This is a genomic window from Corynebacterium sp. MSK012 (assembly GCF_030232435.1).
GTDB lineage: Bacteria > Actinomycetota > Actinomycetes > Mycobacteriales > Mycobacteriaceae > Corynebacterium > Corynebacterium jeikeium_D.
Genome location: NZ_JASPJU010000015.1, coordinates 25,116 through 49,914, shown reverse-complemented (window position 1 = coordinate 49,914; position 24,799 = coordinate 25,116). Strand labels below are relative to the sequence as shown.

General features: G+C 58.5%; 20 protein-coding genes. 7 read left to right on the top strand and 13 right to left on the bottom strand.

Features of this window, described 5'->3' with window-relative positions; genetic code table 11:
* Nucleotides 1-86: 86 nt before the first annotated feature.
* A complete protein-coding gene (gene cls, locus QP977_RS10400) occupies nt 87-1,580 on the bottom strand; it encodes a cardiolipin synthase (RefSeq protein ID WP_065421642.1) in 1,494 nt (497 codons plus the stop codon).
* Between the two features lie 187 nt (nt 1,581-1,767).
* On the opposite strand from cls, the gene QP977_RS10395 reads away from it, so the two are divergent.
* Nucleotides 1,768-2,100, top strand: coding sequence for an ArsR/SmtB family transcription factor (locus tag QP977_RS10395; protein WP_016422780.1), 333 nt, complete (start codon nt 1,768-1,770; stop codon nt 2,098-2,100).
* 59 nt (nt 2,101-2,159) lie between these two features.
* On the opposite strand, the gene meaB is transcribed toward QP977_RS10395, so the two are convergent.
* From meaB to QP977_RS10380, 3 genes are all read right to left on the bottom strand, one after another.
* Entirely contained in the window at nt 2,160-3,272 is a 1,113-nt protein-coding gene (gene meaB, locus QP977_RS10390) for a methylmalonyl Co-A mutase-associated GTPase MeaB (RefSeq protein ID WP_049193502.1), read from the bottom strand.
* A gap of 66 nt (nt 3,273-3,338) precedes the next feature.
* A complete protein-coding gene (gene scpA, locus QP977_RS10385; RefSeq protein ID WP_005510731.1) occupies nt 3,339-5,558 on the bottom strand; it encodes a methylmalonyl-CoA mutase in 2,220 nt (739 codons plus the stop codon).
* Nucleotides 5,559-5,566: 8 nt separating this feature from the next.
* Nucleotides 5,567-7,459 (bottom strand): methylmalonyl-CoA mutase family protein, encoded by a 1,893-nt coding sequence (locus QP977_RS10380; protein WP_049193500.1) that lies wholly within the window; start codon nt 7,457-7,459, stop codon nt 5,567-5,569.
* Nucleotides 7,460-7,844: 385 nt separating this feature from the next.
* Here QP977_RS10380 and QP977_RS10375 point away from each other — a divergent pair, with 385 nt between their 5' ends.
* A complete protein-coding gene (locus QP977_RS10375; protein WP_052317814.1) occupies nt 7,845-8,516 on the top strand; it encodes a TVP38/TMEM64 family protein in 672 nt (223 codons plus the stop codon).
* Between the two features lie 128 nt (nt 8,517-8,644).
* The gene (locus QP977_RS10370) at nt 8,645-9,217 is read left to right on the top strand and encodes a hypothetical protein (protein ID WP_049193497.1); all 573 of its coding nucleotides are present in this window, start codon (nt 8,645-8,647) and stop codon (nt 9,215-9,217) included.
* A 4-nt stretch (nt 9,218-9,221) separates the two neighbouring features.
* Here QP977_RS10370 and QP977_RS10365 read toward each other — a convergent pair whose 3' ends face one another.
* The 3 genes from QP977_RS10365 to QP977_RS10355 form a co-directional block, all read right to left on the bottom strand.
* On the bottom strand, nt 9,222-10,604 hold the full coding sequence (locus tag QP977_RS10365; RefSeq protein WP_049193495.1) for an SPFH domain-containing protein: 1,383 nt from the start codon (nt 10,602-10,604) through the stop codon (nt 9,222-9,224).
* Nucleotides 10,605-10,695: 91 nt separating this feature from the next.
* Complete coding sequence (locus QP977_RS10360; RefSeq protein ID WP_042388696.1) at nt 10,696-11,133, bottom strand: NfeD family protein; 438 nt, start codon at nt 11,131-11,133, stop codon at nt 10,696-10,698.
* 60 nt (nt 11,134-11,193) lie between these two features.
* Nucleotides 11,194-12,048, bottom strand: a complete 855-nt coding sequence (locus tag QP977_RS10355) for a DUF3097 domain-containing protein (RefSeq protein ID WP_070831998.1) — start codon at nt 12,046-12,048, stop codon at nt 11,194-11,196.
* Between the two features lie 53 nt (nt 12,049-12,101).
* On the opposite strand from QP977_RS10355, the gene QP977_RS10350 reads away from it, so the two are divergent.
* Complete coding sequence (locus QP977_RS10350; RefSeq protein WP_284847287.1) at nt 12,102-12,971, top strand: Rv1486c family protein; 870 nt, start codon at nt 12,102-12,104, stop codon at nt 12,969-12,971.
* 40 nt (nt 12,972-13,011) lie between these two features.
* Here QP977_RS10350 and QP977_RS10345 read toward each other — a convergent pair whose 3' ends face one another.
* The 6 genes from QP977_RS10345 to QP977_RS10320 form a co-directional block, all read right to left on the bottom strand.
* The gene (locus QP977_RS10345; protein ID WP_284847286.1) at nt 13,012-14,070 is read right to left on the bottom strand and encodes a ferrochelatase; all 1,059 of its coding nucleotides are present in this window, start codon (nt 14,068-14,070) and stop codon (nt 13,012-13,014) included.
* Nucleotides 14,071-14,189: 119 nt separating this feature from the next.
* Nucleotides 14,190-15,182: a VWA domain-containing protein gene (locus QP977_RS10340; protein ID WP_049190713.1), complete on the bottom strand. Its 993-nt coding sequence runs from the start codon at nt 15,180-15,182 to the stop codon at nt 14,190-14,192.
* A gap of 115 nt (nt 15,183-15,297) precedes the next feature.
* Nucleotides 15,298-16,146 (bottom strand): DUF58 domain-containing protein, encoded by an 849-nt coding sequence (locus tag QP977_RS10335; protein ID WP_070827716.1) that lies wholly within the window; start codon nt 16,144-16,146, stop codon nt 15,298-15,300.
* Nucleotides 16,146-17,150 carry an AAA family ATPase gene (locus tag QP977_RS10330; protein WP_016422767.1) on the bottom strand — a complete coding sequence of 335 codons (1,005 nt, stop codon included), beginning with the start codon at nt 17,148-17,150 and terminating at the stop codon, nt 16,146-16,148. The genes QP977_RS10335 and QP977_RS10330 overlap by 1 nt, the downstream gene beginning before the upstream one ends.
* Nucleotides 17,151-17,204: 54 nt before the next feature.
* Nucleotides 17,205-18,824, bottom strand: coding sequence for a DIP1281 family NlpC/P60 protein (locus QP977_RS10325; RefSeq protein WP_049193489.1), 1,620 nt, complete (start codon nt 18,822-18,824; stop codon nt 17,205-17,207).
* Nucleotides 18,825-19,454: 630 nt separating this feature from the next.
* A complete protein-coding gene (locus QP977_RS10320; RefSeq protein WP_049193487.1) occupies nt 19,455-19,964 on the bottom strand; it encodes an Rv1476 family membrane protein in 510 nt (169 codons plus the stop codon).
* Between the two features lie 367 nt (nt 19,965-20,331).
* Here QP977_RS10320 and acnA point away from each other — a divergent pair, with 367 nt between their 5' ends.
* From acnA to QP977_RS10305, 3 genes are all read left to right on the top strand, one after another.
* Nucleotides 20,332-23,118, top strand: a complete 2,787-nt coding sequence (acnA, locus tag QP977_RS10315) for an aconitate hydratase AcnA (protein ID WP_080971469.1) — start codon at nt 20,332-20,334, stop codon at nt 23,116-23,118.
* A gap of 222 nt (nt 23,119-23,340) precedes the next feature.
* Entirely contained in the window at nt 23,341-23,907 is a 567-nt protein-coding gene (locus tag QP977_RS10310; RefSeq protein WP_016422763.1) for a TetR/AcrR family transcriptional regulator, read from the top strand.
* Between the two features lie 142 nt (nt 23,908-24,049).
* Nucleotides 24,050-24,799 (top strand): glutamine amidotransferase-related protein, encoded by a 750-nt coding sequence (locus QP977_RS10305; protein WP_016422762.1) that lies wholly within the window; start codon nt 24,050-24,052, stop codon nt 24,797-24,799.

The following is a 24,799-nucleotide window of genomic DNA, read 5'->3' as shown; positions in this document are numbered from 1 at the left end:
ATATCCGCCCGATTTACCCAGCCTAATCAGCAGTAATGCTGAAAGTCAGACACACTTTTTGCTACTTAACCCCCAATGGGACTGCCCTATTGCAGCGCCGAGGTCAAGCGGAAAACAGAGTCCAGGTAGCGCTGACGAAGGGGCCGGTCATTCCATTCCTCCTGGGTGAGCAGGAAAGATTTGTCGCGGTACTCGTCGGCAAGCGTGATCAGTTTGTCCACGATGGAACCGGCGGCGGAAAGAAGCGTGATCTCGTAGTTGAGGCCGAACGAGCGCATATCCAGATTGGAGGAGCCGAACATGGCCATGCGGTCGTCGATAACCATGAACTTGGAGTGCAGGACCGCAGGCGCCGGATAGCGGTAGATCTTCACGCCAGCGGTTAGCAGTGCCTGGTAGTAGGACTGCTGCGCGTGGCCGACCATGAACTGATCGGACTCTTCGTTGACGTAGAGCTGGACGTCGATGCCTCCATATGCGGCAGAGGTCAGCGCCATGAGCATGGATTCGTCGGGGACGAAGTACGGGCTGACGGCGATAATCCGCTCGTGTGCCTGGTAGATCATGTTATTGAAGACGCGCAGGTTCGGCTCCGTGCTGAAGCCCGGACCCGACGGCAGCACCTGGACAACGTTGTAGTTGTCGTTGACTTCGGTGTTGTGGAGTGAATAGTCCCTGGTGGCGTCTGGGGTCTTGTATAGCTCGCTGGTCCAATCAACCGCGAAAATTGCGTCGAAGGCCAGCGCAATATCGCCCTCGAGCTCAATCCACGTGTCCACCCAGCGACGGCCGATCTTATGGTTCTTTTTCTTCTGATATTCGGGCTCAATCAAATTCTGCGAGCCCATGAATACAATGTCGCCGTCAACAACTACGAGCTTGCGGTGATTACGCAGATCCAGGCGGCGCCAGGTGAGCTTCAGCAAGCTCACGGGCAGCATCGGGTGCCAGGAGATTTTAGCCTGGTCCAGGCGCCTTTTCAGCTTGTAGTAGCCGGGGTACTTCCACGAACCAATTGGATCGACCAGTACCTTGACCTCTAGTCCCCTGTCGTGCGCGCGTTCAAGAGCCTGTATGAAAGGCTCCGTGCTGGAATCCAGTGCAAAGATGTAGGACTGCACGTGGATTGATTTCTGGGCCGCATCGATGGTCTCAATCATGCGGTCAATGGAGGCGTCGAATTCGGTGAAAAGTCCCTTTTCCGCGCTGGCAATTGCCGGCATTCCCGTGAGCTGGCGCGAGAGCTTGAATACGTTGACAACGTCATCTTCTATCTCGGCATCGTCCGGTACGTCGGGCAGATGCTCGGTACGTTCCGCAATGAGCTCCTGTGCCAGTGCCTGTACCTCATGCCGACGGCCCGTAATCTGCTGCGAGCCCAGGAAGAGGAACAGAGGTAGGCCGATAAATGGAATCAGCAGAATCAGCAGCAGCCACGCCGTCGAAGCCGATGGGCTTCGGTTTTCCGGTACCCATCCAATCGCGATGAACTTAATCGTGTAGTCGAGTGCGAAAAACAGTACTTGCCACCACGTTAAGTCCTCCACCAGCCACGGGAAGGTACCCATCAACCAATCCATGCAGATGATATTACTGAAGGATTTTTCAGTACCTTTGGTCGCTGCCCCTTAGGTGCACTCTCCTTTTTTCGTGACAGCCTAATGTGACATCTGAAATTGAATACTGGTATCAATACGTAGTAATGTTCAACTTATTGAACATAGTAAGCGTTTGGCATGTCGACTTCGAAAGGACTAACCCCTCCAAATGACTGAGAAGGCTCCTACGAGCACCGAGCTCGACGTTGCCACTAGCGTACTGAAGTTGATGGCAGACAAGACGCGTCTCTCCATCCTGTCGCTCCTTCGTGACGGGGAGATGACCGTCACCGCGATCGCTAGTACGCTCGATCGCCCCGTCCCCGCGATTTCTCAGCACCTGGCGAAGTTGCGCATGGCCAATATGGTGCAGACCCGCAAGGAGGGCACGTCTAGCTTCTACTCTCAGCCCGACGAGCACCTCACCAACCTCGTGGTCAACGCTCTCCACTTCGCCGAACACACGCTCTACAGCGATCCGCCCCATCACCGCGGTCAGTAGGCGCACACGGATACGCTCGCTTTACTCGCTTTACGACGAAACCCCGCGCCCTTCAGAACCTAGTTGGCGAGCCCGGGGTTCGATGCCCTTCCCTGGTCAAATGCCTCCATGATGCGCTGGGCGGCGAGCGTCGGTGTCAGCTGCCCCGAGCGGAGTTGTTTTTCCACCAGGGTGCTCTCTGTCTGCACAGCCTCATTGGTGTTGAGCCGCTGCAAGAGCGTTTCGTGCACCATGGACCACATCCACTTAATCTGCTGGTTAGCGCGGTTTTCATCAAAGAGATGATTCTCGTGCATAGCCGCGACATGGTCCTCGATGGCCTGCCAGAACTTGTCGATGCCGTCGTCCTCCAATGCCGACATAGTCAGTACCGGTGGCGTCCAGACTTGGTCTGAGGAGCGAACCATCTTCATGGCCGTCATCAGATCACGCGCAGCGCGCTTTGCCGGACGCAAGTTCTTACCATCCGCCTTGTTGATAGAAATCACGTCGGCCATCTCCAGCACACCCTTCTTGATGCCCTGGAGTTGGTCACCGGCGCCGGCGAGTGCCAGAAACGCAAACGTATCCACCATCTGGGCCACCGCGACCTCGGACTGGCCGACGCCGACAGTTTCGACGATGACAATGTCGTAGCCTGCGGCCTCGAGCACCACCATGGCCTCACGCGTTGCCTTGGCGACACCACCGAGCGTGCCCGCAGAGGGCGACGGACGGATGAAGGCCTCATCCGCGGCCGAGAGCCGGGACATACGGGTCTTGTCGCCCAGAATCGAGCCACCGGACTTCGTCGACGACGGGTCGATGGCCAGCACCGCAACGCGGTGGCCTTCCTCGATCAGCTTTAGCCCGAGGGTTTCAATCGTGGTTGATTTACCGACGCCGGGGACGCCGGTAAGTCCGACGCGCATGGCCTTGCCGGAAAATGGCAGCAACTTCACCAGTAGTTCCTGAGCCAGCACCTTATGCGCTGGAGCAGTCGACTCCAGCAGCGTGATTGCCCGAGCCAACTTAGTGCGGTTTCCAGCCCGCACGCCCTCAAAGAGGTCGTCGACATCAATCCGTCGTCGCGCACGGCGGACGACTTCGGGGGCTACAGCGGTCTTTCCCTCAACGACCGTGCCAGCGGTAGTGACGAGGGTGCCCAGGTTTTCTTCAAGATACTCGTTCATCGCTACTTCTCAATTCCGACAACGCGCTGAGCTGAACAGTCAGCCCAGCGCGGATGCGGTAGTTATTTAGGACTCTTCGTCAACGGCAAGGTCGAGGCCCAGCTCGTTAGAGAGCTTGGTCATCATGTCGATTGCCGAATCAGCGATGACAGTGCCCGGCGGGTAAATAGCCGCGGCGCCGGCATCGTAGAGTTCCTGGAAGTCGCCCGGTGGGATAACACCACCGACAACAATCATGATGTCCTCACGACCCAGTTTTGCCAGCTCATCGCGCAGGGCAGGAACGAGCGTCAGGTGTCCGGCGGCCAGCGAAGAAACACCGACGACGTGGACATCCGAGTCGACTGCCGACTTGGCGGCCTCCTCCGGAGTTTGGAACAGCGGTCCCACGTCAACGTCCATGCCGAGGTCCGCGTAGGCGGACGCGATGACCTTCTGGCCACGGTCGTGACCATCCTGGCCCATCTTGGCCAGGAAGATACGGGGACGGCGACCTTCCTGCTCTTCGAACTTATCGGCCATGGCGATGGCCTTGGAGACGTTGGACACGGCTCCCTCCTTGCCAACTTCGTCCTTGTAGACGCCGGAGAGAGTACGGATCTCGGCCTGATGGCGGCCAAAGACCTCTTCCATGGCGTCGGAGATTTCACCGATGGAGGCCATGGCGCGAGCACAGTCGACAGCGAGCTTCAAAAGGTTCTTGTCCAGGTCCCCCGGTTCACCCGGGTTACGGCAAGCGTCGGTCAGAGCGGCCAGTGCCTTCTGAACCTCTTCCTCGTCGCGCTCGGCGCGCAGGCGAGCCAGCTTGTCAATCTGCTCCTGGCGCACGCGGGAGTTCTCAACCTTGAGAACCTCGATGGCCTCGTCCTCTTCGACCTGGTACTTATTCACGCCGATGAGAGCCTGACGACCCGAGTCAATACGGGCCTGCGTACGAGCTGCAGCCTCTTCAATACGCAGCTTCGGAATGCCCTCGATGGTGGCCTGTGCCATACCGCCGGCCTCTTCGACCTCGTCGATGTGCTGGCGTGCACGCTTGACCAGCTCATTAGTCAGCCACTCGATGTAGTAGGAACCAGCCCACGGATCAACCGGACGCGTGGTGTTGGACTCCTGCTGAAGCAGCAGCTGAGTGTTACGAGCAATACGGGCTGAGAAGTCAGTCGGCAGTGCCAGAGCCTCGTCCAGTGCGTTGGTGTGCAGCGACTGGGTGTGGCCCTGTGTTGCGGCCATAGCCTCAACAGCAGTACGCGCGACGTTGTTGTAGACATCCTGAGCGGTCAGCGACCAACCAGAGGTCTGCGAGTGAGTACGCAGGGACTGGGACTTCGGGTTCTTCGGGCCAAACTTGCCAACCAGCTCGGACCAGAGGATGCGGCCTGCACGCAGCTTGGCGATCTCGGTGAAGGTGTTCATCGAGATGCCCCAGAAGAAGGACAGACGCGGAGCGAACTTATCAACTTCCAGGCCAGCGTCAATACCGGCCCGCAGGTACTCGATGCCGTCGGCAAGCGTGTAAGCGAGCTCAAGGTCGGCCGTCGCGCCCGCTTCCTGAATGTGGTAGCCGGAAATCGAAATCGAGTTGAACTTCGGCATCTTTGCCGAGGTGTACTCGAAGATCGAGGAGATGATTCGCATCGAAGGCTTCGGCGGGTAGATGTACGTGTTACGAACCATGAACTCCTTGAGAATGTCGTTCTGGATCGTACCGCGCAGCTGCTCGGTCGAAACGCCCTGCTCTTCAGCGGTGACAATGTAGAAGGCCAGAATCGGCAGCACAGCGCCGTTCATGGTCATAGACACCGAGACGCCGCCCAGGTCAATGCCCTGGAAGAGCTCACGCATGTCGTAAATCGAGTCAATTGCCACGCCGGCCATACCGACGTCGCCGGACACACGCGGGTTGTCCGAGTCGTAGCCACGGTGGGTAGCCAGGTCGAAAGCGACCGAAAGGCCCTTCTGGCCGGCCGCGAGGTTGCGGCGGTAGAAGGCATTGGACTCAGCTGCGGTGGAGAAGCCAGCGTACTGGCGAATAGTCCACGGTTGGTTGGTGTACATGGTCGGGTACGGCCCGCGCATGAATGGGGCGATACCCGGGAAAGAATCTACCGGGTGGCCCTCGGCAGCAGCGGCGTCGCGGTCAGCGCGATCGTAGACGCGCTTGACATCGATGCCCTCTGGAATGGTCCACACTTCACCAGCTTCCGCGGCAGCTGCCTTGTTGGTGGCAGCGGCTGCGTCGTCGGTGTTGCGGGAGATGTCAGCGAAATTTGGGATGGTGGTCATTACTTCCTTCACGCTCCCAGTTCGTTCAGCAGTCGGGACAGCTCCGCGACAGCATCGATGGTCATGTTCAGGTATCCGTCGGGGCGAGCGTCCTCAGCGGCATTGGCGAAGCTCTTCTCGGAGCCGGCCACCAAGACCTCCTTAGCGCCGGCGGCGCGGGCGGCCTTGACAGCGTCCTGGCCCGAGGCCTCGTACTCGCTGTCGGCTGCGCACAGCACGACAATCGGAGAGGCCTTCACTGCCTCTTCGAAACCTGCCTCGCCCGGCACAACCTGGCCGGGGTTGGCGACGGCGATACCGCCGGAAGCCAGCAGGTTGGAGGTAAAACCAGTGCGGATGTTGTGCTTGGCCAGCGGACCCAGCGGCAGCATGGCAATCAGCGGACGGTTGCCCTTTTCAGCCAGGAAGTCATCGGAGCGGTTGCGCAGCGCCTCGAAGTCGCTGGCCCAACGGCGAATCGGGTCGCCCTCCGGGCGGGCCTCAGGAGCCAGTGGGGCCTCAGCCAGGTTCGGGAACTCGTTGATGGCGGTGACCTTGGTGCGGCGGTGTGCGATGTCGGCGCGGCGCTTTTCCCAGGTAGCGTCCAGGGCGGCGCGAATATCGGCCTCCGCGGAGGCGAAACCGCCGCCGGCCTCAGTGCCGGTAAAGATCTCCCATGCCTTGTCGGCCATTTCTTCGGTCAGGTCTTCGACGAAGTAGGAGCCACCTGCTGGGTCGGCGACGTAACCAAGGTGAGACTCTTCCAGCAGCAACAGATTGGTGTTGCGAGCGATGCGAGCCTTGAAAGTCTTGGAGACGTTCGGCATGCCGCCGACAACTGCGTAATCAAACGGCAGAACCTCAACTGAGGAGGCACCGCCGACACCTGCGGCGAAGGAGGCGACAGTCACACGCAGCATGTTGACCCACGGATCGCGCTGGCTGAACATGACCGGGGCTGTCACGGCGTGCATCGGAGCGCGGCCAGCTTCAGGGGCGCCGATAACCTCAGCAACGCGGGCCCAGAGAACGCGAGCGGCGCGGAACTTCGCAATGGTGTCGAACTGGTCGTCGGTAGCGGCAAAGCGGAAAGCGATCTGGCCGAGGGCTTCTTCAGCGCTCAAGCCCGCGTCGGTCAGCGCACGCAAGTAGGCGACACCAACGGCGAGACTGTAGCCAATCTCCTGGATGTTGTTTGCACCCAGGTTGGAGAAAACAACGCCGTCGACAAGCAGGGCACGGACGTCGCCCGGCTGCTTAGCCGCCTTGACGGCCAGCTGCGTGGCCTCGTCGAGAGAAATATCGTCAATACCGGCAAAAGCGGAGGTCAGCGGAGCCGCGGAAAGCTCGACTGCGACGGCGTCCGGATTAGTCGGGTTTGCCTGCTCGATGTAGGACGTCAGTGCTTCCGCAACCTGCGCAGTCTTCTTACCGGCATGCACGGCAATCGGAGCAAGGTCGACGTAGACGTTGTTGAGCAGAGCCGGTACATCAGCGGCTTCGAGGGAGCCGGTGAAGTCCAGGCAGATGTCCGTGGTGCCGTTTTCCAGGGCAGTCAGCAGAGTCTCGTTGACGGCCTTTGGGTCAAGTGCATCCTCACCTGGGTACTGGCGACCGAAGGTTTCCCGAACGCCCCAACCGTTGGTGTTGTCCGAAGTGACTTTTGCGCCACGGACGAATGGGAACTGGCCCGGAGCTGGGCTTTCCGCGAGCTCGTCCGCGCGGGTGTAGAGCGGGCGGACATCCACACCGTCATAGGTGGTCTGGATCAGTCGTTTCCAAATATCGAGCGGTACATCTGCAACGTCTTGCTTGTGCACCCGCGCGAATACCTTGGCCACGCCCTGATACCAGGAATTCTGCAATTCCTCGAAGTTTGGTGGCAGCGTGGAAGGTGATTCGGGGGTCGTTCGGTCAGTCACGACAGACCTTCTCCCTTACATGTTCTAAGCAACGCCCCTATCAATCCACGGCCGAGGAAATTCGGCTGCGACAATTTCCGAATTCTCCGCGACGGAAAGGGATCTAAAGGCGTTGGCTTCCTCCAATAGTCAATAAGAGCCACTAGTCAGACGCTAAGACTCACCCGAGTGTCCGTGCACTGAACTTTTCAGCTACTTGTGCAATACCCTTACGTTCGGTTTGTGCTGACGGGCACGTCAAGTGCTCGAGCCAAGGCATAGTGACCTTGATTCCCATCCTAGTGAAATAATGGGCAAACGCCTTTAGCCGCTGACTACCCCTCCTCGCAGAGCCTCCAACGCGCAGGTCACACGCTTCCCCGCAATCCCCGGTAACCTCAAATGGGTGAACGTATCCGATGTGCGAATTACCCCTACACTCAAAAAGGTTCTGCTGGTGCTAGCCGTAGGTGTGGGGGTCGTCGTCACGCTGTACGTCGATGTTCCCACGGTCGCTACCATCCGGCAGTGGTCCATCGATGCCGGTGACTGGTTCCCGCTCCTCTACTTCCTCGCATACGTTGCACTGACTCAGTTCCCAATCCCCCGCACCGTATTCACTTTGGCTTCCGGAATCCTCTTCGGGCCAGTGCTCGGTTTCCTGCTGGCAATTACTGCGACGACGGTTTCTGCCCTTCTCTCCCTATGCATTGTGCGGTTTTTGGGGCGCGATTGGTTTCGCACGCACCTGACCAACCGCCGTCTTCTCAGTCTCGACCATCGGTTGGAGCAACGCGGCTGGCTCACAGTGCTCAGCTTGCGCATGATTGCTGGCGTGCCATTTTCGTTTCTCAACTACGCCTGTGGGCTGTCGTCGATACGCATCGTGCCGTATATCATCGCCACTGCCCTAGGTTCGGCGCCGAACACACTCGCCGTCGTTCTGCTTGGCGACGCGCTGTTGGTCGGCTTCGACGTGCGCTTTGCGGTGGCCACGGGAATTCTGCTCGTGCTTGGTTTGCTGGGACTTCTTGCGGACGCCAAGTTCCCTGTCGTAACCGGTTCTTCGAAACGTTAAAACACCGCTTGGCGCTCTTGAGCTAGGCGTGAGTTTTTCGGCGAGCTGGTGTTGGTTGCCTGTGAGTTTGCGGAGCGAAGGAACGTGTCTTAGCCCAACTGTCAAGGGGTGGGGCTAGACTAGAGCGTATGTACTCAGTCTTTGCCAGGTATCGCGGTCGATCTACTCGCAGGGCAGATCACGTTCAGGCCTCTGCGCAGGCACTTTCCGGCCTGGAAGGCGTAGGAACTGTTGAGGTTGCAGGTATCGAAGAGCTTCGCGCAGCTCCTGAAAATGCTGTGGGAGTCACCACGCTTGTGCTGGCGCTATTGGCCGCAGGTGACTGGGCGATAGGTATCGGTGTTTGTCCTCAGGACGACATTGAGCAAGCGCATCTGGCATCGAGCTCAGTCGTCGGTAAGGGAGGCAGAGCCGGTACGGTAAAAACCCGCATTCGGACTAACGATCCGCGTGGTAAGGACTACTCGGAGGATATTGGTGCAGCATTCACATTGCTGCACCACGTTATCTCTCGCAGGTCCCCCGAAGGGCGCGAGGCAACTGGTTTGGTTCGCGCTGGTTATTCACAGGTAGAGGCCGCGGAAGAATTGGGAGTTTCTAAGCAGGCCGTCAATCAGCGCCTCGCTGCAGCTGGCTGGCAGGCGGAGCTGGCCGGATGGAACCTGGCCGTCCACCTGCTTCAGCGAGCTGATGAGTTATAAAAACTTACTGCCCATTTTCCGGGGCGTAAGGGTCACGTGACCATCCAGAAAAATCTGGACGATCGGTGGAGTGCGCACCGCTGCCTGCATTGGTATTACCGGTGCCAGGAGCCGAGGGCAGGTCACGTTTGCCGGAAGGAACTGACGGCGCAGCGGGCGCAGCCGGTGTCGCAGGTTCAACCGCTGCCGGGCCGTTCTGGCCACCCAACTGTTCAGGCTGAGCGGGCTGAGCCGAATCAGCGCGGCGATTCTTCTTCCTCTCAGGGGTATTACCAGCTGCTGCAGCTACCGGATCATCAACCGGGCGGTTAGCGACCTCGTTCGCCGCGGCAACTGCACGAGCCAACTCCGGGTTAGTCGACATGTCGAACCAGTTCTCGTCGCGGCCCTGCTCAGCCTCTTCCTTGGTCTCTCGGCTCACGGCCGGAGGCTCGTAGCGGAAGATACCGTCGGCATCCTTCTTGCCGAAAGCCCTAGCGAAGCTCTCGAGACTGTCGCCGAACTGCGACGGAATCATCCAAACAGTATTGCCGTCCTTATTTGCCAGCTCAGGCAGCTTCTCCAGGTATTGCCAGGCAAGAATCTCAGGTGTCAACTGTGAAGCCTTAACAGCTGCGTTGACCTTCTGGATAGCGCGAGCATTACCCTGTGCCTCAAGGTAGGTAGCGGCGCGAGTACCCTCAGCGCGCAGAATGGTTGCCTGACGCTCAGCTTCAGCAGCCAGAATTGCTGCGTGCTTGTTACCTTCGGCGGCGAGAATCTGTGCCTGCTTACGGCCCTCAGCAGTTTTAATATCGGCTTCGCGGGTACCTTCCGCAGTCAGAATCATGGCGCGCTTCTCGCGATCGGCCTTCATCTGCTTTTCCATCGACTGCTGAATCGACGGTGGCGGCTCAATGGCCTTTAGCTCCACACGAGCGATACGAAGACCCCACTTGGCAGTGGCCTCGTCCAGCTCGCCGCGCAGACGGCGGTTGATGTAGTCACGGGAAGTCAGTGTCTCTTCCAGTGTCAGGCCACCCACGACGTCGCGAAGCGTTGCGGTGGTGATCTGTTCGACGCCGAAGATGTAGTCATCGATACCGTAAATTGCCCGATCCGGTTCATTGACCTGGAAGGTCACGACGGTATCGATAGCCACAGTCAGGTTGTCTTCGGTGATCACTGCCTGTGGCGGGAAGGTAACCATACGCTCACGGGTATCGACCTTCTCGCGCACTCGGTCAATGATCGGGATGATGAAGTTCAGGCCGCTGTTCAGTGTCTGCGTGTATCGTCCCAGTCGCTCTACGATTGCCGCTTCACCCTGAGGAACCAGGACAATCGCTTTGAGAACCAAGGTAACAACCACGAGAATGAAAACGACGAGGATGATAAAGCCTTCCATGGGATTCCCTCGTAGCTAGAAACTGTGTGGTCAGTTATTTAATGGTCAGTAACTAAGAGTGCTCCGAGCGCCCTTTAAGTGAGTTGGCTGCTCAGAGCAGCTTGTCCACTACTGCGGTATTGCCCGAAATCTCTACAATCGTGACTCTTTCCTTCGCATCGAAGGTCTGCGCAGTCAGAAGACTGCGCGCGCTCCACAACTCGCCATTGACCTTAATCAGGCCCGCTGACGAGGAAACTGGCTCGATGACCTCAGCATGACGGCCCGCTAGCAGTTCCGGACGCGACTCCAGTTCGGCGGACTTGTCCGGTTTTGCCATCTTTTTGCGCAACACAGGGCGAACTGTCAGCACAAGTGCGGCGGACACAACGGCGAAGATAACCACTGATAGCCAAAGCGGCGCTCCAAGCTGGCTCGCACCGGACGCTGCCAGTGCACCACCTCCGAGCATTAACAGTGCTAAATCTCCGACTGCGAGTTCACCGAGAACCAGTAGGAGGCTTGCTCCGAGCCAAAGGAGAGGAATCACGCCCTCACCCTACCTACTTTGCAGAACAAATGTGGGGCGAGTGGAGTCATTATTTCGGGGTCAGTACTGCATATGTGGCTCAGTGACGAAGTCGACCAGGCGCTCAACTGCACCAATCAAATCCGACTCCAGATCACGGTAGGTGTGTACACCTGCGTAGACGCGTCGCCAGCCCTCCTTGGGGTCGTCTCCCCAACCCAAGCGACGGCAGATTCCTGTCTTCCAGTCCTCCCCGTAAGGAACTTCCGGCCATGCCTCAATGCCTACCGACGAGGGCTTGACCGCCTGCCAGACATCGATAAATGGGTGGCCAGTGACCATCACATGCGGGCCGAGCTGCTGAGTCATGCGGCTTTCTTTACTGCCTTCCACCAAGTGGTCTGCCAGGACTCCGACGCGGCGCTTCGGACCTGGGCCAAATTCGGCCAAGCGTTCCGGGAGATTGTCCAAGCCCTCCAGATACTCGACGACTACGCCCTCAACACGCAGATCGTGGCCCCATACTTTCTCGACAATTGCCGCGTCATGAATACCCTCTACCCAGATACGGCTGGGTAGAGCAACCTTAGCCTTGACGTTGTGGACCCTGCGCGAGCCCGATGCCGACAGATCCTGCGAGGGCTTCTTTGGTTGTGCCTTCGGCCGTACCAGAGTCACAGGTTTGCCATCGATGAGAAAACCGCGCTCGTGCATGGGAAACAGCCGTGACTTTCCGTGGCGGTCCTCCAGCCGAACGCACCAGCCGTCGAAAGTTTTCTCCAACCCGATAATCGCACCGACGAATCCGTCATAGGACGCCTCGACGACAACACCATTTTCTGCTGTTACCTCGCGTGCCGGCTGCGGGATACGACGGCGGTGGCCACGTGCGCCAGCAAACACGTCCTGATTGCGATACGGGTCTTGAAAGCTCATGGGTACTGAGATTAACAGCATCGGTTACGGGACCGACGACACACTGCACTAGGATGAGCTGCACTATGCAGCGCAGTGTTCTCGACCAGGTCTGGAGTCCAACTCAGCACATCGCCCTTTGGCTGGGCGCATGGTTGTCGGGTTTGGAAAACTACGATCATCTCCTCGATGCTCTTGACTCGCTCGGCGGGCCCACGTCAGTTCCGGGGACATTCGTGCTTGCCGACGCCATGGTTCCGAATGTCATCGATTGCGACGCTGATCTCGATCGAAGCGACATGCTCCGCCTTCTTCGAACAGTTACTGACGCGGGAGATTGGCACAGTGACCATCGTCCCCTCGTCCGCCTTATTCTCTCCGGCCCCGGTGACGCACCTGCACTGCCTGCGGGAACCGACGCCGCTGAGGCCGCACGCGCAGCAGGCTCAGCCATCGTGATTGCGGATGCGGAGCCGGGTTGGAACCATGTGCTCGTACCAGTGACATCGCCGGTGCCCGGTCTGCCGCAGTGGCACTGGTACACGCTCGAAGGACACATCCCGGAGCCGGCCTATCTCTCCCCTGGCGAGGCAGATTTGCAGCTGGCGGATGCGGCGCGAGTTGCGGCTGCCACTATTGCGGCGATGCCGCGTTCACCGCTGACGTCGTCAAGCAGTGGTACCCCGAAGGTGGATCCCCGGCTGATGGTCGGCATGCTCGATGACCACCTGGACATGGCCTTTGTGCCGGATGATGTGCCGCGCCGTGCACTGGGAGTGCTCGCCAGAGCTGATCGGGTGTCGTCGATTCTGGCGGTGGCACAGGGCAGCGAGTCCGGGCACGGCAGCGCCGCGTTTGACGCGCAGCTCATCCCGCTGTGGCGAAAGATCCGGCAGGCGCGGATGAGCGCGGTGGAATACGCGATTCAGGAGTGGACCCGCTAGAGATTTGCCCTGCCCCGAGGCCCGATTGAAACCAAAGGAATCAGTGTGGGCGGCGCTTTGCCGGGGTACAACAGGATGCGGCGCAGGGAGCGCCGTTGCAGGCCGAGCCGAGTAGCGGTTCACTTCCCAGATGGCGGGGTTCGGCATCTGCGATGCGCTCTTCGATGAGCTCCACGAGCATGTCAGTGAAAGTAGCCGTCGGACCAGGCGTTGCGACCCGCTCGATGACGATGTCGTGATGAGCCATTTCATCCTGAAGCTCAGCATCCAAATCCCAGGCGACCTCAACATGATCCGAGATGAAGCCAATCGGGCACACTATTGCGGATCGAAGGCCTTGGGTGACCTTCGCTTCAACGTGGTCGACGATGTCAGGCTCCAACCACGGCACGTGCTCCGGGCCAGAGCGGGACTGCCAGACGACGTCAAAGTCGGTGATACCCACTGCGTCGGCGACGAGCCGTGCTGCTTCGTTGACCTGGCGGGAGTAAAGATTTCCGCCGAGCTCTACCGGCCCGGATGCCTTGTCCGCCGAGACCGGAATAGAGTGAGCGGTGAAAATAAGCCGGGCGTCCTCACGGCGGTCATCCGGTAGCTTGGCAAACGCCTCACGCACTGCGTCTGCATAGGCTTTTATAAAGAGCGGATGATCGTAGAAGCTCCGGATTTTCTCCATGTCAAAAGCACGGTCGCCCAGAGATTCGCGCATCCGAGCAATGTCTTCGTGATACTGGCGGCAGCCGGAGTAGCCGCCCCAGGCGCTAGTGGCGAAAACGAGCGCTCGCTTAACACCGTCATCAGCCATCTTTGCCGCGGTGTCTTCAGCCATCGGATGCCAATTGCGATTGCCGAAATAAACAGGCAAGTCATAGCCACGGCGAGTGAGCTCAGCCTTAAGGTTGGAGACAATTTCGCGGTTTAAATCGTTGAGCGGGGACTTACCGCCAAAGTGCGCGTAGTGTGCACCGACTTCGTCCAACCTCTCCGGCGGAATTCCGCGGCCGCGGGTGACATTCTCCAGGAAGGGACGCACATCGGCCATCTTTTCGGGACCGCCGAAAGACAACAGCAAAATAGCGTCAAAATTATCAGAAGACATAGCTAATCATGTTAGTAGCGCAGTCTGAGGACTCCATAAGACGACTGCTCAATGCCCCCGGCGTCTCCTGCCAATCGGGTTCCATACAAATCGCTTTACGACGGCACCCTAACCCAGCCCTACTGCGGAATTCGACGATTGGTCACAAGCAGTGAGCCCACGGTCACTAGCAGCATCGCGAAGGCTGCGATCAGATAGGGCCTCGGATTCTCGGCCCGCTTGAGTTCGTAACCGATGTCATCTTCCAGTGAGCCATAGGCATCGCGGAGCTGCTCGAGGGAACCAGCGCTGAAGAACTCACCTTTTGTTCGACGGGCGATCTCTCGCAGCGAATCGTCGTCGTTAGGCACTGGAATTAATTCGCCCTGAACCGTGATTGCGCCTTGCGCGGTACCGAACGAAATCGTGTTGACTGGCACCCCGGCCTTGGCGGCTTCGGCGGCGGCGGTATATGCGCCGCGGGGATCGTCGAGTTCTTGTGGGACGGTCTGTTTGCCGTCGGAAAGCAGCACGATTGTAGCTGGTGGGGCGCCTTCTCCCCCGCCCTGAACTGAGTCGCTGAACTGATTGATGGCATCGAGCGCGGCTGCGATGGCATCACCGGTCGCAGTCGCCTGATCTAACTCAGCAGCCTGGAGCGCTCGATTCACGGTGTCATGGTTGGTAGTCGGGCTGACAGCAGTGCGAGCACGACCAGAGAACGTCACCAGGCCGATATTGAGGTCGTCGGGAAGGTTCTCCACGAACTCTTGGCCGGCTTCTTTAGCTGCAGTGATGCGGTCTGGCGCAACGTCTGTCGCCGACATGGACAGCGAAACGTCGACCACCAGCATAACCGTCGCTCGGTTGCGGGCGACTTTGGTCTCCGAAATCGGACCAGCCAATGAAATGATGACCAGAACTAGCGACAACAGCGCACTGATAGCTACGACATGGCGCAGGCGTGCCGACGACTTATTCCCTAGTGATCCAACGATGGTGAAGTTGCCAAAGGCAATGGCACGTTGCTTTCGCTGCTTAGTGCTGATCCAATAGGCCACGGCTGCCACGAGAGGCAGAGCGAGTGCGAGCAGCCACCCTGGGTGCGCAAAAGTTGAGTTTAGGAACGTCATCGCGGTATCAGTTTCCTCACATCCAGTCGCCTAAACAGTCGCGTATAAACCAGTGGCTATAGCCGGTTAGTCGGTGGCCCAAAAAAGATAGCACTAACAAGCGGTTACTCAGACGCTAATGTTGGCCAATTTGTCGAGCAAAATCCAGTACCCAATCGGAATCCGTACGCAAGGCAATAACGCGAGCACGGCATTTGCGCAGTTCATTGATTACACGCTCGTGGTGGGCACGAGCCTGAGCTGCATACTCGGCGCGGGTCTTGTCGTTGATGTTGAGTTCAATGGTCTCGCCGGTTGCGGAATCCGCCATGACCACCGGGCCTTCGCCAGGTAAGGCTTCATCGGCTGGATCTACCAGGCGAATCGCCATAATCTCTGTCGAGGCCGAGGCAACGCGCAGCGGGCGCGCCCAATCGAGTGATCCAAGGAAATCCGAGATGACAACCAACAGCCCAGCGCGCGGAGCCTGAGTCATTACTGTGTCAATATCCGCTGCGAGGTTATGCTCAGCAGTCGCGTCAGCCAACTGCTTGAGCAGCATCAAGCTGTGGGCACGGCCCTGGCCCGCGGGCACTGGAGTGCCACCGGCGATTAATCCAGTTCGGGACCCCGGGGCGTCGTTAAGCATCGTCACAGCGCCGGCAGCGGCGGTGAGCAGATGTCGTTTGGTGGTATCGGCCAATCCCGTGGACAGACGTGCGGCGGGTTCGGCGACGATCCAGCACTCCAGCTCACGCTCGGCCTCGGAGGTGCGAACGTGCGGCACTCCAGTGCGGGCTGTCACTGCCCAGTTCATCTGGCGAACATCATCGCCGATGACATATTCGCGGGAGCCAACCGGCTCAGAGCCATCTCCAGTAGCGGTGGAGAGAAAGCTGCCGCGCAAAAGTCCGTTGAGCTTACGCGTAACAGTTAGCTCTAAGTACGCCAGGACGCGTGCAAGATCGTCTTCACGAGCTGACATTAGGAGGCAGTGCCCTCATCGGAGCCAGTGCTCGCGCCTTGGGGAAGGCGCACGTGAGACAACACGATGTCAATAATCCGTTCGGGAGTAACGCCATCGGCCAGGCCCTCATAGGACAGGACCAAGCGATGACGCAGCACGTCGGGAAGCACGGAGACCACATCGTCCGGCACGACATAGTCGCGACCGGAAAACAGCGCGTGGGCGCGGGCAGCCGCGACAGCACCAAGAGTTGCACGCGGTGATGCGCCATAGGAAAGCCAGCGGTCGACATCCTTCAACTCCGCCCGCATCGGATTGCGGGTGAGTTCGATGACGGCCACGATGTAGTCAATCAGTGTGTGGTGGACAAAGACTTCGCGGGTAGCGCGCTGCAGTTCCCGAACGCTCTCTGGGGTGAGAATCTGCTGCGCGACTGGAGGGGTGGCTCCCATGCGGTAGACAATCTCCCGCTCTTCCGCCGGAGTGGGGTAACCCACGAGGACCTTAAATAGGAAACGGTCCCGCTGGGCCTCCGGCAGTGGGTAGACACCCTGGTTTTCGATTGGGTTTTGCGTGGCCAGAACCAAAAACGGCTCCGGTACTGGCGTGGACTCCCCTGCGATGGACACCTGGTGCTCTGCCATGACTTCCAGCAGAGCCGACTGCACCTTCGCCGGTGCGCGGTTGATTTCATCAGCGAGCACGATATTTGACATGACCGGGCCGGGCTCGACAATGAACTCCGAGGTGTCCTGGCGGAAAATCCGGGTGCCGACAATATCTGATGGCACCAAATCCGGAGTGAACTGGATACGGGAGTAGGACCCACCCATCACTGTGGCAAAAGTAGACACTGCCAGAGTTTTCGCAACACCCGGAACACCTTCGAGCAGGACATGACCTCCTGCGAGCATCGCGATGAAGAGCTGCTTAATCAGGTGCTCCTGGCCAACCACAACCTTCCCCAGCTCCGCGTATGCGCGCTCGAGGTCCGTGTGGTCAGTGGGCGTTGGGTAGGTCACAGAGAAACCCTTCTTTAGGTCGGTCGCCCGACCTGTAGAACACGTCGTTAGAAACTAGACGAGGCGGACAACGTTCGGTGTCATTCCGTTATAACGGACTGGCGAAATCTTAACCACAGAACCGGACTGCGGTGCCTCAATCATCTTGCCATCGCCCAGGTAGATAGCGACGTGGCCATGACCATTCGGGCCCCAGAACAGCAGGTCACCACGCTTCATCTGAGATGCCGGGTAGTGCTTTCCGCGCTGGTACTGGTAGCCGGTGTAGTGAGGCAGGTCAATGCCGACAGCGGCGTAGGCGTACAGAGTCAGGCCCGAGCAGTCGAAACCAATCTTGTTGTAGTCGCCGTGGGAGTCAGCTACTCCGCCGTCACGGATGCCCTTGGTCGGGCCGTTGGCGTTGCCGCCGCCCCATGCGTATGGGACACCGAGCTGCCCCATCGCGCGTGCGATGACAGTCTCGACCTTCTGGCTGGAAGAACCCGAGGTGCTCTGACCGGTCTCTGGATTCGTCGGCGCCACAGTCTGCGCCGGGGTGCCGCTTGACGACGAGCTGTCGGTGCTAGAAGATTCCGAGGTCTCGGTGGACTCAGAGGAGTCCGAAGATTCGGTCGTCTCAGAGGAACTGGTGGAGCCAGTGGAGCTGTTAGAACCAGTCGAGCGAGTCGAGCCGGTAGTATCCGTGGAGCTGCTCGAACCAGTCGAGTCGGTGGAGCTAGTGGAACCAGTCGAGCTCGTAGAACCAGTGGTGCTAGAGCTTTCATTTGTGGACTCAGAAGAGGAATCCTCATCAGTCTGGTTCGACTGCGCCTCGGCGCGAGTCTTAGCTGCGGCTTCCTCAGCGGCCTTCTTGGCAGCGGCGTCTTCCGCTTCCTTGCGGGCCTGCTCGTTCTCATAATTCTGGCGCTGGGAGTTCAGCTCGTTGACCGCGTTTCGGGCTGCATCCAAAGATGCCTTTGCGGCATCGCGATCGACCTGAGCCTGCTGGTAATCAGCTTGCTCCTTTTGAAGCTCCTCGTTTGCCTCGGAGTACGCGTTCTGAGCATCGGTGTTTCGCTGGTTTGCGGTGGCTTCCGCCTGCTGAGCTTCGTCACTCTTCTTGCGAAGCGTGGACTCCTGGTTAGCAGCCTCGGTTCGATTCTTATCCAGAGAGTCAACGGTCTGCTCTTGACGATCCGCTTCGCGACGCAAAGCGGACAGACGGTTAATAGCCTCGGATGCATCTCGCGCACCCTCGAGAATCGAGCCACTGGAACGTCCCTGGCGCATGATGGTGCGTGCTAGCTCGTCGAACTGCTTCTGGGCACTAGCGAGCTCAGCGCGGGAACGGTCGAGTTGGGTTCGCGCCTCGTCGACCGCCTCGCGCGCACGGTTAGCGGCATCTCGAGCGTTCTCAAGGTCCACCATGGCCTTGTTGACATCCTCGCGGAGAGTGCCCATGCGTAGCTCGAGGTCAGATACCCGGCGCTCGCTGGAAGTTACCTCGGCGACCAGGGACTGCAAGTACGACTCGGCGTTAGAGGCCGCCTCACGCGCTTGACGGATCTGGGCGTCGCTCGGATTCAGTGGTTGTGCAGCTGCGACCTGAGTGTTCGTCGCCAGAAGACCCGCCGTGATAATACCGGCAATTGGACGAGTCCAATATGATGCACGGACTTTGCGATTACTCGGCACCGCGTTACTCCTACATTTCTCCTATGGGTGCGTTCACGCCTCAGAATCGACACCAGCGACTTCCCCATCGTTGGATATCTTCCCGTTGTTGCCTCCAGGTCTTGAGTGGAACTTCGAAAAACGTCGAACCGAAACCAGAACCAAAAGCAACAGCGGCGCTCCCGCGAGTTTTCATTGGTCAATACTGGACCCTTGAGTCCACTATTGGCATCACGAAGCACTTTACGGGTCAAAAAGCTCTAAAAAAACATAAGTAACAAAATTACCAACTGTCCCCCACTTTGTAACCGTTTCGTTATATGCCGTGGCCTGCGGTTATGATGAACCCCAGTTTTCTGTGTGAATTATGTCACTATGTGATGACTTATCGGCGTGCCGGACTGCCGCGGACCTTTACCTGGGGTACCGGGCATAAGAAAAGGTCAAGCGCTCATGCTTGACCTTGGCGAAAATCGTTGACACGGTTACGGCGACTGCAACAGTGTTATCCAATTGAGATAGTGACTGAGTTCTCCACTGCTACCAGTTTTTGGGGCATTTACCCTGTCCCTTGCCGTGGGGTGGAAAACCGGGGACGGTGAATGTATTCAGTGGGGCCGTTAACTCCAGCGTCCGTCGTAAAGCGAACTCTTAGGCGGTTGGGCGTGTGTGTAGCCAGTAGAACGTCAGCCCGACGAAGAGTGCGACGATAACGACGCCTGCGATGAGGCTGTAAAGAGTCCACGGAACGACGTAGTTAGTGAGCTCGTGCAAATAGGCATCGAGACCCGCCGGATAGTCTCGCGGAGTCTCCATCATTGCGTGGTCGGCGCGTTCAATGGCTGCGCGGGGGAAATCGGCAGATGCGGTGGCCACATTGCCCGGTGTGCGCACGACAGTCGTTCCGCCGACTTGGTCCGCTACTTGGCGGGCAAAGGAAAAGATGTCGGTGTTCTTTTGTTCGGCGACGGGGTAAATCTTCTCGCTATCTAGGTAGATGATATTGAAATTGGGCACCCCCCGATTTGCTGCATCGTCGACAATTGGCTGGACCGCTTCTCGGAGCTGTGGGTTATTTGTCACGATGTTGTCGGTGCGTAGCTGAGCGACCACCTTCTCGACGGTTTCTTTCGCTGCCTGTGAATCTGCTGGCGTATGCATTAATTGCCTTCCGTATCGTGCTCCTGTTTTGCGTGAGAATGGTTTCCACGCGCCCCAATTTGGCGGAGATGCTGCTTCGTTTGTCCTATCTATAATGGCCTGCTCTGGATGTGAACGGGGGTAGTGTGACTCGGCGCGCCGCGAGCAATCTACATACAGAACGTTCGTACTGTTATTGTTGATGCAAGGACGGTAACGCTTCCTTAAAAACGTGTGTGTGGGCTCGTGTGCCCCGCGTCGTGATTATTGCTTTAATTGGTTGATAAGGGGCGGCGTGATCGCACCTATGCCTTATGGAGAGCCGAAATTCGAGTGCCGGACTCTTCAGTTAAGGCGACAATTCACCCGAATAGAAATGGAGCTGACTGTGGCTGAAAGCAAGAACTCTTTCAACGCCCTGCGCAAGCTTGAGGTCGGAGACAAGTCTTATGACTACTTCGCTCTTGACGCCGTGCCGGGTATGGAGAAGCTGCCTTACTCGTTGAAGGTTCTCGGTGAGAACCTGCTGCGCAACGAAGATGGCGCCAACATCACTGAGGAGCACATCAAGGCTGTCGCCAACTGGGTTCCTTCGGCTGATCCGTCGATCGAGATTCAGTTCACCCCTGCTCGCGTTATTATGCAGGACTTCACCGGCGTCGCCTGTGTTGTCGACCTGGCTACCATGCGTGAGGCTGTTAAGACTCTCGGCGGCGACCCGGATCAGGTTAACCCGCTGAACCCGGCAGAGATGGTCATCGACCACTCGGTCATCATCGAGGCCTTCGGTAGCGAAGACGCTCTGGCTAAGAACGTCGAGATTGAGTACCAGCGCAATGATGAGCGCTACAAGTTCCTCCGTTGGGGTACTGGCGCATTCTCCAACTTCCGCGTTGTTCCTCCGGGAACCGGTATTGTCCACCAGGTCAACATCGAGTACCTGGCTCGCGTTGTCTTCGAGAACAACGGCCTGGCATACCCGGACACCTGTGTTGGTACTGACTCTCACACGACCATGCAGAACGGCCTGGGCATCCTGGGCTGGGGTGTCGGTGGTATTGAGGCTGAGGCCGCAATGCTTGGCCAGCCAATCTCCATGCTCATACCGCGCGTCGTTGGCTTCAAGCTGACTGGCGACATTCAGCCGGGTGTTACCGCAACCGACGTTGTGCTCACCGTCACCGATATGCTGCGCCAGCACGGCGTCGTCGGCAAGTTCGTAGAGTTCTACGGCGCTGGCGTCTCCAAGCTGCCGCTGGCCAACCGTGCGACCATCGGTAACATGTCGCCAGAGTTCGGTTCCACCGCCGCAATCTTCCCGATCGACGATGAGACCGTCAAGTACCTGGCCCTGACTGGCCGTGACAAGGAGACCCTGGAGCGCGTCGAGGCTTACGCCAAGGCTCAGGGCATGTGGTTGGACGAGAACACTCCGGAGGCTGAGTACTCCGAGTACCTCGAGCTGGACCTGTCCACCGTCGTTCCGTCCATCGCTGGCCCGAAGCGCCCGCAGGACCGCATCGAGTTGGCTTCCGCCAAGGAGCAGTTCCGCAAGGACCTGCACAACTACTCCGACGGCGAGATTAAGGGCGCTGTCAAGGCTTCCGCACCGACCTCCGAGCTGGCCGCAGACTACAACGAGTCCCGCGAGGGCCACGGCGAGTCCGCCGCTAACGGCGCTGAAGGTCGCCCGAGCTCCCCGATTACCGTCACTTCCCCGAAGGGCGGCGAGTACACGCTCGACCACGGTATGGTCGCTATCGCTTCCATCACCTCTTGTACCAACACCTCCAACCCGTCGGTCATGATTGGTGCTGGTCTGTTGGCACGCAAGGCAGTCGAGAAGGGTCTGCAGGCTAAGCCGTGGGTCAAGACCATTTGTGCTCCGGGCTCCCAGGTTGTTAACGGCTACTTCAAGCGTGCTGACCTGTGGAAGGACCTCGAGGCTCTGGGCTTCTACCTGTCCGGCTTCGGTTGTGCAACCTGTATCGGTAACTCCGGTCCGCTGCCGGCTGAGATTTCCTCCGCCATCAACGAGGCCGACCTGGCTGCTACCGCGGTTCTGTCCGGTAACCGTAACTTCGAAGGCCGCATCTCCCCTGACGTGAAGATGAACTACCTGGCCTCCCCGATCCTGGTTATCGCCTACTCGATCGCCGGTACCATGGACTTCGACTTTGAAACCGACGCCCTGGGTCAGGACGCAGAGGGCAACGACGTCTTCCTGCGCGACATTTGGCCGTCCACCGAAGAGATCGAAGCAACCATCGAGGCCTCCATCTCTTCCGAGCTGTACGACGAGGACTACAAGGATGTCTTCGCTGGTGACGAGCGCTGGCAGAACCTGCCGACCCCGGAGGGCAAGACCTTCGCTTGGGACGACAAGTCCTCCTACATCCGCAAGGCACCGTACTTCGACGAGATGGAAATGGAGCCGGCACCGGTTTCCGACATCAAGGGCGCTCGCGTCCTTGCTGCCCTGGGTGACTCGGTGACCACCGACCACATCTCCCCGGCTTCCTCCATTAAGCCGGGCACCCCGGCTGCTCAGTACCTCGACTCCATGGGCGTTGAGCGCAAGGACTACAACTCCCTGGGTTCCCGTCGTGGTAACCACGAGGTCATGGTGCGCGGCACCTTCGCTAACATCCGCCTGCAGAACCAGCTGCTTGACGGTGTTACCGGTGGCTACACCCGCGACTTCACCCAGGAGGGTGGCCCGCAGGCCTTCATCTACGACGCTGCCATGAACTACAAGGAGGCTGGCACTCCGCTGGTCGTCGTTGGTGGTAAGGAATACGGCACCGGTTCCTCCCGTGACTGGGCAGCTAAGGGCACCCTGCTGCTGGGCGTCAAGGCTGTTATCGCTGAGTCCTTCGAGCGTATCCACCGCTCGAACCTCATCGGCATGGGCGTTGTTCCGCTGCAGTTCCCGGAGGGTGAGTCCTGGAAGTCCCTGGGCATCGATGGCACTGAGACCTTCGACATCGCTGGTCTGGAGGAGCTGAACAACGGCTCCATCCCGAAGACCGTCAAGGTTACGGTTACCAAGGAAAACGGCGAGTCCTTCGACTTCGACGCTGTGGTCCGCATCGATACCCCTGGTGAGGCTGACTACTACCGCCACGGCGGTATTCTGCAGTACGTCCTGCGCAACATGATCAAGGGCAACTAGTTTCCCTTTGACTCGTGCGCGCTAGGGCTTGTTACAAGCAGCGCTTCTAGAGGCCGGTAGGTAGCGCTAGCCCGCGGATTCATACCCCACGGGCTAGCGCCCTGCCGGCCTCGGGTTTCTCTACCCCAACCAAAATGAGGCTTGGGAAGTATAGGAATGGCGCTGCCACGTCATGCAGTGAAACATGTCCCTGGGCGTCGCCGGCAAGAAAAGAGTTTCCTTATGCCAAAAGTGAGTAACCAGGATTTAGCTCAACGGCGGCACGAAATTCTCGACGGCGCTCGGCAGTGCTTTGCAGAATTCGGCTACGACGGCGCAACGGTCTCTCGTCTGGAGTCCGCTACCGGTAAGTCTCGCGGTGCTATTTTCCATCACTTCGGATCCAAAGAAGGTCTGTTCTTAGCATTGGCCGAAGAAGATGCCGCAAATATGGCGGAAGTCGCGGAGGCTTCCGGCTTAGTGGAAGTAATGCGTGACATCGTGGCGAACCCAGACAAGCATGGCTGGCTGGGAACTCGCCTTGAGATTGCCCGTCGCCTTCGCAGCGATCCGGAGTTTAAGGGCCAATGGTTGGGCCATCAGGATCAATTGGATGACGCTGTTGCCCACCGATTGACCCAGACATCCTCATCCGGCTCCCTACGGTCGGATTATTCGGTTCGCACGATGCAGCTTTTTCTCGAGCTGATGCTCGATGGCATCATCGTTCGTCTGGCATCTGGTCGCACTGTCGACGAATTGGATTCCGTGCTTGATTTAGTTGAAGACAGCTTACGGCGCAAGGACTAGCCACTCAGGCTAGGCCTGATAGCGTTACGTACCACCCGCTCCCCTAATACGGGAGCGGGTTTCGGCTTTCTGCCGTGCATTTACCCCGTTTGACCGGTGAAGATGCATAGATTTCACTCAATATGGACTAAGCTGTCTATTTATGAGTGTGGGTAAGTTTTTGTTGGTGGCGCTCCGCCCCGCAGATGGTGCGGGGCAAGCCGAGTACCAGGACTTTCTGGATTCCACCGGGCTTGAGCCCAGCCAGTTGGATCTGTTTACCATCGACGCTGTCGGCGCTAAGTTGCCCGACCTGACCTCCTATGACGGCGTATTTGTCGGAGGCAGCCCATTTAACATCACCGACCTTGAGCATTCGGGTTTGCAGAAGTATTCGCACGATGTGCTTTACGACGTACTTAGGAGTCCTGTCCCCGCACTGCTTATCTGCTACGGCGCTAGCTACACAGCCTTTACTTCGGGTGGTTTGGTTAACCTGCGCCACGGCGAAGTAGCGGGTTCTACCCGGGTAGAGCTCACCGAAGCCGCCACTCAAGATCCAATAGCTTCGGTGTTGCCTCCGGTTTTTTATGCGTTGACTGGCCACAAGGAATCCGTTGCGGAACTTCCCAATCACGCAACTTTGCTTGCCACAGGTCCAACCTGTCCGGTGCAGATGTACTCGATCGGATCGAATAACTGGGTTACCCAATTTCATCCGGAGATGAATGCTAACGGACTGCTCCGCAGAATGTCTTTCTACACCGACGTCGGTTACTTTGACCCGTTGGAAGTCGACGCGATTCGACTAAAGGTATCTGATGTGGACCTCCAGGCCGTCTCGTCAATCATCCCCCGATTTATGCACGTATGTACGCATGCAGCCAATCCGAGCCTGCTAGTGGTGCAGTAG